This window comes from Streptomyces sp. NPDC051133, assembly GCF_040682635.1.
GTDB lineage: Bacteria > Actinomycetota > Actinomycetes > Streptomycetales > Streptomycetaceae > Streptomyces.
In genome coordinates this window covers 104,655-119,123 of the sequence record NZ_JBFBBK010000009.1, presented here as the reverse complement: position 1 = coordinate 119,123, position 14,469 = coordinate 104,655, and the positions used below count along the sequence as shown (strand labels likewise).

General features: G+C 72.3%; 13 protein-coding genes. 4 read left to right on the top strand and 9 right to left on the bottom strand.

Going from position 1 to position 14,469, the window contains the following annotated elements; all coding sequences use genetic code 11:
* The first annotated feature begins 19 nt into the window (after nucleotides 1–19).
* Together AB0N17_RS12500 and AB0N17_RS12495 are read left to right on the top strand one after the other, a co-directional pair.
* Entirely contained in the window at nucleotides 20–142 is a 123-nt protein-coding gene (locus AB0N17_RS12500; protein ID WP_366011197.1) for a hypothetical protein, read from the top strand.
* Nucleotides 143–370: 228 nt separating this feature from the next.
* A complete protein-coding gene (locus AB0N17_RS12495) occupies nucleotides 371–1,408 on the top strand; it encodes a 2-oxoglutarate and iron-dependent oxygenase domain-containing protein (protein ID WP_366011196.1) in 1,038 nt (345 codons plus the stop codon).
* Between the two features lie 99 nt (nucleotides 1,409–1,507).
* Here AB0N17_RS12495 and AB0N17_RS12490 read toward each other — a convergent pair whose 3' ends face one another.
* Entirely contained in the window at nucleotides 1,508–2,608 is a 1,101-nt protein-coding gene (locus AB0N17_RS12490; protein WP_366011195.1) for a citrate synthase 2, read from the bottom strand.
* A gap of 184 nt (nucleotides 2,609–2,792) precedes the next feature.
* Here AB0N17_RS12490 and pdxH point away from each other — a divergent pair, with 184 nt between their 5' ends.
* On the top strand, nucleotides 2,793–3,479 hold the full coding sequence (gene pdxH, locus AB0N17_RS12485; RefSeq protein ID WP_366011194.1) for a pyridoxamine 5'-phosphate oxidase: 687 nt from the start codon (nucleotides 2,793–2,795) through the stop codon (nucleotides 3,477–3,479).
* Between the two features lie 350 nt (nucleotides 3,480–3,829).
* Entirely contained in the window at nucleotides 3,830–4,402 is a 573-nt protein-coding gene (locus AB0N17_RS12480) for a dihydrofolate reductase family protein (protein WP_366011193.1), read from the top strand.
* A gap of 26 nt (nucleotides 4,403–4,428) precedes the next feature.
* Here AB0N17_RS12480 and AB0N17_RS12475 read toward each other — a convergent pair whose 3' ends face one another.
* Genes AB0N17_RS12475 through AB0N17_RS12440 form a run of 8 tightly spaced genes read right to left on the bottom strand, consistent with a single transcriptional unit; the run spans nucleotide 4,429 to nucleotide 14,457 of the window.
* Nucleotides 4,429–5,028 carry a TetR/AcrR family transcriptional regulator gene (locus AB0N17_RS12475; RefSeq protein ID WP_366011192.1) on the bottom strand — a complete coding sequence of 200 codons (600 nt, stop codon included), beginning with the start codon at nucleotides 5,026–5,028 and terminating at the stop codon, nucleotides 4,429–4,431.
* A gap of 4 nt (nucleotides 5,029–5,032) precedes the next feature.
* On the bottom strand, nucleotides 5,033–5,770 hold the full coding sequence (locus tag AB0N17_RS12470) for an enoyl-CoA hydratase family protein (protein WP_366011191.1): 738 nt from the start codon (nucleotides 5,768–5,770) through the stop codon (nucleotides 5,033–5,035).
* Nucleotides 5,767–7,338, bottom strand: coding sequence for a 4-coumarate--CoA ligase family protein (locus tag AB0N17_RS12465; protein WP_366011190.1), 1,572 nt, complete (start codon nucleotides 7,336–7,338; stop codon nucleotides 5,767–5,769). Before AB0N17_RS12465 ends, AB0N17_RS12470 begins: the two co-directional genes overlap by 4 nt.
* Nucleotides 7,339–7,364: 26 nt before the next feature.
* Complete coding sequence (locus AB0N17_RS12460) at nucleotides 7,365–8,525, bottom strand: acyl-CoA dehydrogenase family protein (protein WP_366011189.1); 1,161 nt, start codon at nucleotides 8,523–8,525, stop codon at nucleotides 7,365–7,367.
* A 7-nt stretch (nucleotides 8,526–8,532) separates the two neighbouring features.
* Entirely contained in the window at nucleotides 8,533–10,386 is a 1,854-nt protein-coding gene (locus AB0N17_RS12455; RefSeq protein WP_366011188.1) for a biotin carboxylase N-terminal domain-containing protein, read from the bottom strand.
* Nucleotides 10,387–10,394: 8 nt separating this feature from the next.
* Nucleotides 10,395–11,993 (bottom strand): carboxyl transferase domain-containing protein, encoded by a 1,599-nt coding sequence (locus AB0N17_RS12450; protein WP_366011187.1) that lies wholly within the window; start codon nucleotides 11,991–11,993, stop codon nucleotides 10,395–10,397.
* A complete protein-coding gene (locus AB0N17_RS12445) occupies nucleotides 11,990–13,666 on the bottom strand; it encodes an acyclic terpene utilization AtuA family protein (RefSeq protein WP_366011186.1) in 1,677 nt (558 codons plus the stop codon). Before AB0N17_RS12445 ends, AB0N17_RS12450 begins: the two co-directional genes overlap by 4 nt.
* Complete coding sequence (locus AB0N17_RS12440; RefSeq protein WP_366011185.1) at nucleotides 13,663–14,457, bottom strand: TIGR03084 family metal-binding protein; 795 nt, start codon at nucleotides 14,455–14,457, stop codon at nucleotides 13,663–13,665. The genes AB0N17_RS12445 and AB0N17_RS12440 overlap by 4 nt, the downstream gene beginning before the upstream one ends.
* Between the last annotated feature and the right edge of the window lie 12 nt (nucleotides 14,458–14,469).

Below are 14,469 nucleotides of genomic sequence, written 5' to 3'. Positions count from 1 at the left end.
ACGGCGCACGGTTCGCTCAGTGGCCTTCAGCTCACTGGCCCTCATTCAACTGGAACGTGACGCAGCACACATCCTGTTCCCGCAAGATTGCATCAATCAAGATGTGCCGCCCAAAGCCCCGCACCTGCCCGGCAAGTTCTGAGCGAGTGAGGCGGGCCACACCCGTAACCGGCGTCGCGCAGTAGTCTTGCCCGCATGCTTCCGATGCTCGTTCGCCGCCGCCACGTGGACTACGTGCGCGTCACGAGCATGGGCTGTCGCCACTCGGCCTGATCCAGCCCCCTTTTTCGCCCCTTCTTACGGCATCCTGGGCGCCGCCCCCTACCCTCGGCGGCCTGCCCGTGGCCCACACACCCCTGTGGACGCACCCATGACGACGCACACCGCGACGACGACCTCGTCGTACGACCAGCTCCCCATCATCGACCTGTCGGCCGCCGACCGCGGCCCCGAAGCCCGCGCCCTGCTCCACGCCCGGCTGCACAGCGCCGCCCACGACGTCGGCTTCTTCCAGCTCGTCGGCCACGGCGTGACCAAGGCCGAGACCGACGCGCTGCTCAGCGCCATGCGCGCCTTCTTCGCCCTCCCCGAGTCCGACCGGCTCGCCCTGGACAACGTCGGCTCCCCGCACTTCCGCGGCTACACCCGCACCGGCGACGAACGCACCGGCGGCTCCCGCGACTGGCGCGACCAGCTCGACATCGGCGCCGAACGCCCCGCCCACGTACCCGCCCCCGGCGAACCCCCGTACTGGTGGCTGCAGGGCCCCAACCAGTGGCCGGCCGCCCTGCCCGAACTGCGCACGGCCGCCCTCGCCTGGGTCGACAGGCTCAGCGCGGTCGCCGACCGCCTCCTGCACGAGCTGCTGACCGCCATCGGCGCCCCGGCCGGCTTCTACGACCCGATCTTCGGCGACCGTGCCCACCCGCACCTCAAGCTCGTCCGCTACCCCGGCAGCGCGGGCGACGGCACCGACCAGGGCGTCGGCGCGCACAAGGACTACGGCTTCCTCACCCTGCTCCTGCAGGACACGGTCGGCGGCCTGCAGGTCCACCGCGAGGACGGCCTCTTCCACGACGTCCCGCCCATCGAGGGCGCCTTCGTCGTCAACCTCGGCGAACTCCTGGAGGTGGCCACCAACGGCTACCTCCTCGCCACCAACCACCGCGTGGTGAGCCCGCCCGGAGCGACGGAACGCTTCTCCGTCCCGTTCTTCTACAACCCCCGCCTGGACGCGCGGGTCGAACCGCTCCCCTTCCCCCACGCGTCACGGGCCCCGGGCATCACCACCGACCCGTCGAACCCCCTGTTCGCCGAGTACGGCTACAACGAACTCAAGGGCAAGCTGCGGGCCCACCCGCTGGTGGCGCAGCGCCACCACGGCAGCCTGCTGACACCGGCGGCCTGAACCCCCCCGGGGGCGCGGCGAAAGGCGCGGCGGCCCGCGCGACCGGCCACCACCGGCCCGCGGCCGCCCGCACCCCTCACGCGCCCCTCACGCGCCCCTTCAGTGGGCGATGTCCGCGTACCCCTCGATGTCCTCGGGCCGCCGGGAACCGGGCCCCACATACCGCGCGGACGGACGTACGAGGCGGCCCGTCCGCTTCTGCTCCAGGATGTGCGCCGACCAGCCGGCGGTCCTCGCGCACGTGAACATCGACGTGAACATGTGCGCCGGCACCTCCGCGAAGTCCAGCATGATCGCGGCCCAGAACTCGACGTTCGTCGCCAGCACCCGGTCCGGCCGCCGGTTGTGCAGCTCCTCCAGCGCTGCCTTCTCGAGCGCCTCCGCGATCTCGAACCGCGGAGCGCCCAGCTCCCGCGCCGTCCGCCGCAGCACCCGCGCCCGGGGGTCCTCGGCCCGGTACACCCGGTGCCCGAACCCCATCAGCCGCTCGCCCCGGTCCAGGGCCCGCTTGACGTAGGCCTCCGCGTCCCCGGTCCGCTCGATCTCCTCGATCATCCCGAGCACCCGGGAGGGCGCACCCCCGTGCAGCGGCCCGGACATCGCGCCCACCGCACCCGACAGCGCGGCGGCGACGTCCGCGCCCGTGGAGGCGATGACCCGCGCGGTGAACGTGGAGGCGTTCATGCCGTGCTCCGCCGCGGAGGTCCAGTACGCGTCCACGGCCGCGACATGCTTCGGGTCCGGCTCACCCCGCCAGCGGATCATGAACCGCTCGACGACGGACTTCGCCTTGTCGATCTCCCGCTGCGGCACCATCGGCAGCCCCTGGCCGCGCGCGGACTGCGCGACGTAGGACAGCGCCATCACGGCGGCCCGCGCGAGGTCGTCCCGCGCCTGCCGCTCGTCGATGTCGAGCAGCGGTTTCAGACCCCACACCGGGGCGAGCATCGCCAGCGCCGACTGGACGTCCACGCGGATGTCACCGGAGTGCACCGGGATCGGGAACGGCTCGGCGGGCGGCAGGCCGGGGTTGAAGGCACCGTCGACCAGCAGCCCCCACACGTTCCCGAACGAGACGTGGCCGACCAGGTCCTCGATGTCGACGCCCCGGTACCGCAGGGCGCCGCCCTCCTTGTCCGGCTCGGCGATCTCCGTCTCGAACGCGACGACTCCTTCGAGCCCGGGTACGAAATCGGACATCAGGCGGCTCCTCGTGATTGTCGGCGGTGGTCACCCCGGTGATGCCCCGATCGGCCGGTCGTCACCCGTGGTCACCCATACCGCAAGGGAACCAGCACGATAACCTCCGGTGCCGCACTTGGGGAGTCCGTACGACACTCAGTGCCACACCCGTTCGGCCGGGCAAGTACGGCAAGATGACCGGGTGACCGACCGCGAACCCCTCCTGGACCCCGTCCTCGACCCCTCCGCGATGCGCAAGCAGTACCGGGCCGAGGGCCTCTCCGAACAGGATCTCGCCACACACCCCATGGACCAGTTCGCCCGCTGGTTCGAGGACGCGGCACGCGCGGCCCTGCACGGCACGATCTACGAACCCAACGCGATGATCGTCTCCACGGCGGACGCGACGGGCCGCCCCAGCGCCCGCACGGTCCTGATGAAGCAGTACGACACCGACGGCTTCGTCTTCTTCACCAACTACGACTCCCTCAAGGGCCGCGACCTCGCGCAGAACCCGCACGTCGCGCTGCTGTTCCCCTGGCACCCGCTCGCCCGCCAGGTCATCGTCACCGGCACCGCCCACCGCACCGGCCGCGACGAGACCGCCGCCTACTTCCGCACCCGCCCGCACGGCTCGCAGCTCGGCGCCTGGGCGAGCGCCCAGTCGAAGGTGATCGCCTCCCGCACCGAGCTGGACACCGCCTACGCCGACCTCGAGGCCCGTTACCCCGAGGACGAACAGGTGCCGGTGCCCCCGCACTGGGGCGGCTTCCGCATCGCCCCCGAGATGATCGAGTTCTGGCAGGGCCGCGAGAACCGCCTCCACGACCGCCTCCGCTACACGGCCCGTCCCGACGGCACCTGGACGGTGGAACGGCTCAGTCCCTGAAAACGCAGACGACCCGCGGGCTGGGTTCCTCCGAGGAGGAGCCGGCCGGACGTACCGGCAGCCCGCGGGTCGGGTGACTGCGTTGGATTGGGCCGGCTGCGTGGTTCTCACACACGCTGGTCCGGCACCGCACAGAGTGTGGTGGCGAGCCGCTAGCCCGCAGCCACCTCGCGCGTCCGGGTTTCACTCATTTACCCGATCACCTCCTTTCCTACGTAGGGCACAGCCTAAGAAGCGGTCGGCGATGGCTCAACTGTTTTTCGGGGATGCCGAGGCCGACCGATGAGTTTCTCTGTGATCAGCAGTCAGAGATCACAGCACATGGACACGAGAGACCGAGGAACTTTCAGATGCGTACCCTGATCAGCACCGCGTTCATCTCGCTCGACGGCGTCGTGGAGGCCCCCGGCGGCGAGCCCGGCTACCGCAACTCCGGCTGGACCTTCAAGCACACCGACTTCCTCCCCGAGGCGTTCGACATCAAGGGCCGGGAGCAGAAGGAAGCCACCGCGATGCTGATGGGCCGGACCAGCTACGAGGCGTTCAGCCCTGTGTGGCCGGACATGGAGGAATTCGCCGACTACAAGGTGATGCCGAAGTACGTCGTCTCCACCACCCTCACCGAGGACGACCTGGTGTCGAACTGGGGCGAGACCACGATCCTGCGCTCGCTCGACGACGTCGCCGCGCTCAAGGAGACGGAGGGCGGCCCGATCATCGTCCACGGCAGCGCCTCGCTGAACCAGGCGCTCTCGGACGCCGGCCTGATCGACCGGTACCACCTGCTCGTCTTCCCGCTCCTGCTCGGCGCCGGCAAGCGTCTGTTCAGCACCACGGACAAGGACACCCAGAAGCTGAGGCTCGTCGAGCACGAGGCCTACGCCAACGGCCTGCAGAAGAACGTCTTCGACGTCGTCCGCTGACACGGCTCCCGCACGGAGGGCGCCGCTCAGTCCAGTGCCCGCCCCAGCAGTTCGGCCCACTGGGAGACGACCCGTTCGCGGCGGGTGGTGTCGTCGGTGAGGAGGTTGGCCAGGCCCAGGCCGCGGGCCATGTCCAGGAAGCCCTGGACGGTTTCGCGGACGCCGGGGCGGGTCTCGTCGGCGGCGAGGAGGTCGACGGCGATGCGGTGGGTCTCGCGGCCGACGCGGGCCTCCAGTTCGGTCACGCGCGCGCGGAGCTGGTCCTCGTTGGAGGCGGCGACCCACAGGTGCAGGGCGGCGCGGAAGAGGGGGCCGGTGTAGAGGTCGACGAGGGCGGCGACGACGGCGCGGCGGTCGGCGGGCCCGTCGGGGAAGAGGGCCCGGAGCGCGGTGGAGCGTTCCTCGGCGACGTACTCGACGGCGGCGGTGAAGAGGTCCTCGCGGGTCGGGAAGTGGTGCTGGGCGGCGCCCCGGGAGACGCCGGCGCGTTCGGCGACGACGCCGACGGTGGAGCCTGCCCAGCCGTGTTCGGCGAGGCAGGCCACGGCGGCTTCGAGGAGCCGTTGCCGGGTGGCCCGGCTGCGGTCCTGTTTGGGCAGGCGGTCGCGTTCCGCCGTCGTGCTCATGTGCTCACACCACCCATGCCGGGTCCCGTCTTTCCAGGAAGGCCGTCATCCCCTCCCGGGCCTGGTCGGAGGAGAACAGCCGGGCCGAGAGGGCGGTCAGGTCGGCCGCGTCCCGGTCGAATGTCTCCAGCACCCTAGCCGTGAGCAGCCGTTTCGTCTCGGCCAGGGCCTGGGGGGAGGAGCGGCGCAGGCCGTCCAGGAGGGGGGCGAGGGCTTCGTCGACGTCGTTCCCGGTCACCGTGAGCAGGCCCAGGCGGACGGCCTGCGCCGGGTCGAAGCGTTCGCCGGTGAGGTAGTAGCGGGCCAGCGCGCGGGGGTCGGTGCGGGGGATCACGGGCAGGGAGATCACGGCGGGCGCGACGCCGATGCGGACCTCGGTGAAGGCGAAGGTGGCCGTGGTGGCGGCTGCCGCCAGGTCGCAGGCGGCGAGGAGGCCGAGGCCGCCGGCGCGGACGTGGCCGGTGACCCGGGCGACGACCGGCTTGGGGAGTTCGACGATCTGCCGGAGGAGGCCGGTCAGTGCGTCGGGGTGGGGTGGGTCGCGCAGGTCGGCGCCGGCGCTGAAGGTGGTGCCGGTGTGGGTGAGGACGACGGCGCGGACGTCGGGGTCCTTGCCGCAGTCGGTGAGGGCCTCGGCGAGGGCGGTGACGAGACCTGCGGAGAGGGCGTTGCGGGTGTCGGTGGCGTCGAGGCTGAGGGTGTCGACGCCGCGCGTGCGGGTGCGGCCGATCGGCGTGGTCATGCGCGCTCCCTGAGTTCGCGGCGCAGGATCTTGCCGGAGGCGGCGCGGGGGACGGTGTCGAGGAAGGTGACGTGGCGGATGCGTTTGTAGTGGGCGACGCGTTCGGCGACGTAGAGCATGATCTCGTTTTCGGTCAGGTCGCCGGCGACGGTGGGGCGGGGGACGACGAAGGCGTGCGGGATCTCGTTGCCGTCGTCGTTGCGGGTGCCGATGACGGCGGCGTCGGCGATGCCGGGGTGGGTGAGGAGGAGGGCCTCCAGTTCGGCGGGGGCCACCTGGAAGCCCTTGTACTTGATGAGTTCCTTGACCCGGTCGACGACGAAGAGCCAGCCGTCGGCGTCGACGTGTCCGACGTCTCCGGTGTGCAGCCAGCCGTCGGGGTCGATCATGTCGGCGGTGGCGTCGGGGCGGCCGAGGTAGCCCTTCATCACCTGGGGGCCGCGGATGAGGATCTCGCCGGGTTCGCCGGTGCCGAGGTCCTTGCCGGGGTCGTCGAGGGAGACGATCCGCATCTCGGTGCCGGCGACGAGCCGGCCGACGGTGCCGGCGGGTGCCTGGTGGAGGCGGTCGAGAGGGACGACGTGGGTGCCGGGGGACAGTTCGGTCATGCCGTAGGCCTGGCCGATCGGGGGCAGGCCGAGGCGTGCGGAGCAGGCGAGGGAGAGCTGGGCGTCGAGGGGGGCGGCGGCGCTGATGACGTACTTCAGGGACGACAGGTCGTAGGCCGTGACCGAGGGGTGCTTGGCGAGGGCGAGGACGATCGGCGGGGCGACGTACAGGCCGGTGATGCGGTGGGTCTCGATGGCGGCGAGGAAGGTCTCCAGGTCGAAGCGGGGCAGGACGACGACCGTGGCGCCCTGGCGCAGGGGCGCGTTCATCAGGGCGGTGAGGCCGTAGATGTGGAAGAACGGCAGGACGGCGAGGATGCGGTCGCCGGGTCCCGCGGGGACGGCGGGCTCCAGCTGGGCGAGGTTGGTGGCGATCTGCCGGTGGGTGAGCATGACGCCCTTGGGGACGCCGGTGGTGCCGGAGGAGTACGGCAGCGCGGCGATGTCTTCGGCGGGGTCGATGTCGACGTGGGGCTCGGGGGCGGCCGAGCCGAGCAGGTCGATGAGCGACCGGTGTCCGGGTGCGCTGTCGCAGACGAATATCTCCCGTATGCCGCCCGCGAGTTCGGCGGCGCGCCGGGCGGTCTGCAGCAGCGGGGAGACGGTGACGATCCAGCGGGTGGCGCTGTCGACGAGCTGTTTGGCGAACTCCTCGGGGGTGGCGAGCGGGTGCACCGTGGTGACGGCGGCACCCGCGCGCGTGGCCGCGTAGAAGGCGGTGGGGAAGGCGATGGTGTTGGGGCTGTGCAGGGCGAGGACGTCGCCCTTGCGGACGCCCGCGTCGGCGAACGCGGCGGCGAGGCGCCGGTGGAACCGGTCCACCTGCTCGTACGTGAGGGTGGTGCCGTCCGTGCCGTCGATGAGCGCGGGCTGCTCGCCGAAGTCGGCGGCCCGGCCGAGGACGGCCTCGTGGATGGGGAGTTCTACGGGCGGAACGTCTGCGTACTCGCTGCGGAACACGGTTCCTCCAGTGCGGTCGCGGTCGCCTAGTACGACTTGGGCAGACCCAGGGTCTGGTGGGAGACGTAGTTCAGAATCATCTCCCGGCTCACCGGAGCAATACGAGCCACGCGTGCGGCCGTTATCAACGAGGCGAGGCCGAACTCGCGGGTGAGGCCGTTGCCGCCGAGGGTGTGCACGGCCTGGTCGACGGCCTTCACGCAGGCCTCCCCGGCCGCGTACTTGGCCATGTTGGCGGCCTCGCCCGCGCCGACGTCGTCGCCGGCGTCGTAGAGGTGGGCCGCCTTCTGCATCATCAGGCGGGCAAGTTCCAGGTCGATGTGGGCCTGGGCGAGGGGGTGGGCGATGGCCTGGTGGGCGCCGATGGGGGTCTTCCAGACGGTGCGGTCGCGGGCGTACTCGACGGCCTTGGCCAGGGCGTGGCGGCCCATGCCGATCGCGAACGCGGCCGTCATGATCCGTTCGGGGTTCAGTCCGGCGAAGAGCTGCAGCAGACCGGCGTCTTCATCGCCGACGAGCGCATCGGCGGGCAGCCGTACGTCGTCGAGGACCAGTTCGAACTGCTTCTCGGCCGCGTTGAGTTCCATGTCGATGGGGTGCTTCTGGAAACCCTCGGCGTCCGTCGGGACGATGAACAGGCAGGGCTTGAGGCGTCCGGTGCGGGCGTCCTCGGTGCGGCCGACGACGAGGACCGCGTCGGCCATGTCGACGCCGGAGATGAAGACCTTCCGGCCGGTGAGGAGCCAGTCGGCGCCGTCGCGCCGGGCGGTGGTGGTGATGCGGTGGGAGTTGGACCCGGCGTCGGGTTCGGTGATGCCGAAGGCCATGAGGCGGGTGCCGTCGGCGAGCCCGGGGAGCCAGGCCTGCTTCTGGGCCTCGGTGCCGAAACGGGAGATCACGGTGCCGCAGATGGCGGGTGAGACGACGAGCATGAGGAGCGGGGAGCCCGCGGCGCCCAGTTCCTCCAGCACGATGGAGAGTTCGGTGATGCCGCCGCCTCCGCCGCCGTGCTCCTCCGGGAGGTTGACGCCGAGGTAGCCGAGCTTGCCGGCCTCGGACCAGAGTTCGGTGAGGGGTTTACCTTCGGCGACGGTGCGGACGAGGTAGTCGCGGCCGTAGCGCTTGCCGAGGGCGGCGACAGCCGAGCGGAGGGCTTGGTGCTCTTCGGTTTCGACGACGGGAGACATGCGGCTCCTAAGAAGAGGTTTCCTGCACGACGGCGAGCAACATTCCTGGTTCCACCTGCTGGCCGGCCTCGGCGTGCAGGGCGGTCAGCGTTCCGGTGACCGGTGCCGTGATCTGGTGCTGCATCTTCATCGCCTCCAGCCAGATCAGGGGCCGGCCCGCTTCGACGGCCGCCCCTTCGGTGAGGCCTTCGGCGATGCGTACGACCGTTCCCGGCATCGGTGCCAGCAGGGAGCCCGGGGCGAGCTGTGCGGCCGGGTCGGGGAAGCGGGGCAGGGCGGTGAGGCGGGTGGCGCCCACGTGGACCTGGTCGCCGTACCGCGCGACCTCATAGGTCCGTTGCACGCCGTCGGCTTCGAGGACGACCCGGTGGGCGTCGGCGTGGACGATCCGGACCCCGTCGGCGGTGAGGCCCTGCCGGGTGTGCCGGTAGTGGACCTCGTGCTCCTCGCCCGCCATGGCGTACCGCTTGACCTGCGGCTGTGAGGGGACGTTGCGCCAGCCGCCGAAGCGGGAGCGGCCGTGGGCGTCGGCGAGGGCGGCGGCCAGCGGGGCGTGCGCGTCGGGGGCCGGGGCGGTCAGTTCGGGCAGGTGGCGGTCGTAGAAGCCGGTGTCCGCGCGGGCCGCGGTGAACTCCTCGTGCCGCAGCGAGCGGACGAGGAGGTCGCGGTTGGTGACGGGGCCGTGGATGGCGGCCCGTTCCAGGGCGCCGGCGAGCTTGCGGACGGCCTCCGCGCGGGTGGGCGCGTGGGCGACGACCTTGGCGAGCATCGGGTCGTAGTGGACGCCGATGGGGTCACCGTCACTGTAACCGGTGTCGAGGCGGACGCCGGCCGGTACGGCGAGGTGGTGCAGGGTGCCCGTCTGCGGGGCCCAGTCGTGCGCGGGGTCCTCCGCGTAGAGGCGGGCCTCGATCGCGTGTCCGCGCGCGGGGGGCGGGGTGGTGTCCAGGGCGTGCCCTTCGGCGACGCGGATCTGCTCGGCGACGAGGTCGAGGCCGAACACCTCCTCCGTCACCGGGTGTTCCACCTGCAGGCGGGTGTTCATCTCCAGGAAGTGGGCGCGGCCGTCGGCGACGAGGAACTCGACGGTGCCGGCGCCGACGTAGGAGACGGCGCGTGCGGCACGTACGGCCAGGGCGTGCAGTTCCTGGATGAGGGCGTCGGGCAGGGCCGGGGCGGGGGCTTCCTCGATCACCTTCTGGTGGCGGCGCTGGAGGGAGCAGTCACGGGTGCCGAGCGGCCAGACGGTGCCGTGGGTGTCGGCGAGGATCTGCACCTCGACGTGGCGGCCGTGTTCGAGGTAGGGCTCCACGAACACCTCGCCGTCGCCGAAGGCGCTCGCGGCCTCGGTGCGGGCGGCCTCCAGCGCCGCCTGCAGCTGATGCAGGTGGCGCACGATCCGCATGCCGCGTCCGCCGCCGCCGGCGGCGGCCTTCACCAGCACCGGCAGGTCGGCGTCGGTGACGGCGGCCTCGTCGAGGGGGCTCAGTCCCATCAGCCGCTTCGCCCGGGTCTTGGACGCCATCGCCTCGATGGCGTCCGGGGGCGGTCCGATCCAGGTGAGGCCGGCGTCCAGGACGGCGCGGGCGAAGCCGGGGTTCTCGGAGAGGAAGCCGTAGCCGGGGTGCACGGCGTCGGCGCCGGCGGCCAGGGCCGCTTTCACGATCAGGTCGCCGCGCAGGTAGGTGTCGGCGGGTGCGGCTCCCGGCAGCCGTACGGTCGTGTCGGCCACGCGCGTGTGCAGCGCGCCCGCGTCGGCGTCCGAGTGCACGGCGACCGTGCGGATGCCGAGAGCGGCGCAGGTGCGGAAGATCCGGCAGGCGATCTCGCCGCGGTTGGCGACGAGCACAGTGGAAATCACGTGGTCCCTCACATCCGGAAGACGCCGAAGCCGCCGCGCGCGCCCTCGTAGGGCGCGGTGTGCAGGGCGGACAGGCACAGGCCGAGGACGGTGCGGGTGTCGCGCGGGTCGATGACGCCGTCGTCGTACAGCCGCCCGGACAGGAACATCGGCAGCGACTCGGACTCGATCTGCTGCTCCACCATGGCGCGCAGGGCGGCGTCGGCCTCGTCGTCGTACGGCTGTCCCTTCGCCGCGGCCGACTGGCGGGCGACGATCGACAGCACGCCGGCGAGCTGCTGCGGGCCCATGACGGCGGACTTGGCGCTGGGCCAGGCGAACAGGAACCGCGGGTCGTAGGCGCGCCCGCACATGCCGTAGTGCCCGGCGCCGTACGACGCCCCCATGAGCACGGACAGGTGGGGCACCCGGCTGTTGCTGACCGCGTTGATCATCATCGCGCCGTGTTTGATGATGCCGCCCTGTTCGTACTCCTTGCCGACCATGTAGCCGGTGGTGTTGTGCAGGAACAGCAGGGGGATGTCGCGCTGGTTGGCGAGCTGGATGAACTGGGCGGCCTTCTGCGACTCGGCGCTGAACAGGACGCCCTGGGCGTTGGCGAGGATGCCGACCGGGTAGCCGTGCAGGGCGGCCCAGCCGGTGACCAGGCTCGTGCCGTACAGCGGCTTGAACTCGTCGAAGTCGGAGGCGTCGACGATCCGGGCGATGACCTCGCGGGGGTCGAAGGGGATCTTCAGGTCGCCGGGAACGATCCCGAGAAGTTCCTCGTTGTCGTATTTGGGCGGTTGGGCGAAGGGGGGATCGGGGTGGGCCTTGCGGTGGTTGAGCCGGGAGACGACCCGGCGCGCCTGGCGGAGCGCGTCCTGTTCGTCGACGGCGAAGTAGTCGGCGAGACCGGACACGCGCGCGTGCATCTCGGCGCCGCCCAGGGACTCGTCGTCGCTCTCCTCGCCGGTGGCCATCTTCACCAGGGGCGGGCCGCCGAGGAACACCTTCGCGCGTTCCTTCACCATGATCACGTGGTCGGACATGCCGGGGATGTAGGCGCCGCCGGCGGTGGAGTTGCCGAAGACGACGGCGACGGTCGGGATGCCGGCGGCGGAGAGCCGGGTCAGGTCGCGGAAGATGGCGCCGCCCGGGATGAAGATCTCCTTCTGGGAGGGCAGGTCCGCGCCGCCGGACTCGACCAGGCTGATGCAGGGCAGCCGGTTGGCGAGGGCGATGTCGTTGGCGCGCAGGGCCTTCTTCAGGCTCCAGGGGTTGCTGGCTCCGCCGCGGACGGTCGGGTCGTTGGCGGTGATCAGGCACTCCACGCCCTCGACGACACCGATGCCGGTCACCAGCGAGGCACCGACCGGGTATTCACTGCCCCACGCGGCGAGCGGGCTCAGCTCCAGGAAGGGCGTGTCCGGGTCGAGGAGCAGCTCGATCCGCTCCCGCGCGAGCAGCTTGCCGCGCCCCCGGTGCCGGGCGACGTACTTGTCGCCGCCGCCCGCGAGCGCCTTGGCGTGCTCGGTGTCCAGGTCGGCGAGCTTGGCGAGCATGGCCTCGCGGTGGGCCCGGTAGTCGGGGCCGTTGACGTCCAGGGCCGTCTCCAGCACGGTCACAGCAATGCCTCCGGTATGTCCAGGTGGCGGGAGCGCAGCCATTCGCCGAGGGCCTTGGCCTGCGGGTCGAAGCGGGCCTGCGCGGCGACGCCGGCGCCGAGGATGCCGTCGACGACGAAGTTGAGCGCGCGCAGGTTCGGCAGCAGGTGCCGGGTGACGGGCAGATCCCGGCTTTCCGGGATCAGTTCGCGGAATCGGTCGGCGGTCAGTTCGTGGGCGAGCCACCGCCAGGCCTCCTCCGACCGCGCCCACACGCCCACGTTGGCGCTGCCGCCCTTGTCCCCGCTGCGGGCCCCGGCGACGAGACCGAGCGGGGCACGCCGGGCCGGTCCGGCCGGCAGGGGCTCGGGCAGCGGCGGCTGCGGTACGGCGTCCAGCGGGCGGGTGTCCTGGGGCGGCGGCACGGCGGCACGGCGTCCGTCGGGGAGGACGGCCGTGTGCGTGACGGCGTCCTGGGGTACGGCCCCGGCCTCGAAGACGCCGTAGGGGGCGCCCTTTCCGGGCGGGGCGAGCACATGGAAGCCGGGGTAGCTGGCGAGGGCCAGTTCGATGGCGGCCCCGCTCAGTGCCCGGCCGACGACCCGCTGGTCCGGGTCCCGGACGACGAGCCGGAGCAGCGCGCTCGCGGTCTCCTCGGTGGCGGCGTCGGCGCGGTCGGTGCGGACCAGGTCCCAGCGGACCTCGGCGGGCGGTGACTTGGCGAGCGCGTCGGCGAGCTGCTCGCGCACCAGGTCGGCCTTGGCCTCGATGTCGAGTCCGGTGAGGACGAAGACGACCTCGTTGCGGAAGCCGCCGAGCCGGTTGAGCCCGACCTTGAGCGTGGGCGGCGGTGCCTCACCGCGCACGCCCTCGATCCGCACCCGGTCCGGCCCGTCCTGGCTCAGCCGTACGGTGTCCAGCCGGGCGGTGACGTCGGGCCCGGCGTACCGGCCGCCGCCGGTCTCGTACAGCAGCTGGGCGGTGACCGTGCCGGTGTCGACCAGGCCGCCGGTGCCGGGGTGTTTGGTGATGACGCTGCTGCCGTCGGCGTGGATCTCGGCGAGCGGGAAGCCGGGCCGGCGGACGTCCGCCTCCCGGAAGAAGGCGTAGTTCCCGCCGGTGGCCTGCGTGCCGCACTCCAGCACGTGTCCGGCGACGACGGCGCCCGCGAGCCGGTCGTACTCCTCCGGCTGCCAGCCGAAGTGGGCGGCTGCGGGCCCGGTGACCAGCGCGGCGTCCGTGACCCGTCCGGTGACGACCACGTCCGCTCCGGCCCGCAGACACTCCGCGATGCCGAAGCCGCCGAGATAGGCGTGGGCGGCGAGGGTGCCGGGGTGGGCGGCGGTGAGGTCGTCGCCGTCGACGTGCGCGACCCGGACGGGCAGCCCGAGCCGGCCGGCCGACGCGCGTACGGCGTCGGCGAGTCCGGCCGGGTTGAGGCCGCCCGCGTTGGTGACGATCCGCACTCCGCGCTCCTGGGCGAGGCCGAGGCAGTCCTCCAGCTGGCGCAGGAAGGTGCGGGCGTACCCGGCGGAGGGGTCCTTCAGCCGGTCGCGGGCCAGGATGAGCATGGTGAGTTCGGCGAGATAGTCGCCGGTGAGGACGTCGATCTCCCCTCCGGTGAGCATCTCGCGCAGGGCGTCCGCGCGGTCGCCGTAGAAGCCGGAGAAGTTGCCGATGCGCAGGGCGTTCACCGGGCGGCCTCCTGTGGCGGGCGGCCGGTGCCGGGCGGGCCCGCGAAGGCCTGGGCGATGTCCAGCCAGCGGTCGGCGTCCGGGCCCGTCGCGGTCAGGGCGAGGTCGGCGCGGTGGGCACGCTGGGTGACGAGGAGACAGAAGTCGAGGGCGGGCCCGGTGACACGCTGCGGGGCGTCTTCGGGGCCGTAGGTCCACATCTCGCCCGACGGCGCCTGGAGTTCGACGCGGAACTCGCCGGCCGGCGGGGTGAGTCCATGGACGGTGTGGGCGAAGTCGCGCGTCCGCACGCCGAGCCGTGCCACATGGCGGAGCCGGTCGGTGGGCGGGCGGGCCACCCCCAGGGCGTCGGCGATGTCCAGGCCGTGGGCCCAGGTCTCCATGAGACGGGCGGTGGCCATGGAGGCGGCCGACATGGGCGGGCCGTACCAGGGGAAGCGGGAGCCGGGCGGGGCGGCGCGCAGCGCCCGGTCGAGCGCGTCGCGGCCCGCCCGCCAGCCGGCCAGCAGCTCGGCGGGCGGGAGCCGGGCGCCGTCCTCCGCGCCCTGGTCCACGAACGAGTCGGGAGCGGCGAGCGCCTTCTCGACCAGCGTCCGGAAGGCACCGGTGTCGGTGACGGCCAGCAGCGCCGAGCGGTCGGTCCAGGCGAGGTGGGCGATCTGGTGGGCGAGGGTCCAGCCGGGCGCGGGAGTGGGGAGTGCCCACTGCGCGGGGCTCAACTCGGCGGTGAGCCGGTCGAGTTCCTCGCTCTCCGCACGCAGGTCGTCGATGACGGGCGTCGGGTCGGCCATGAGGGGAGCATG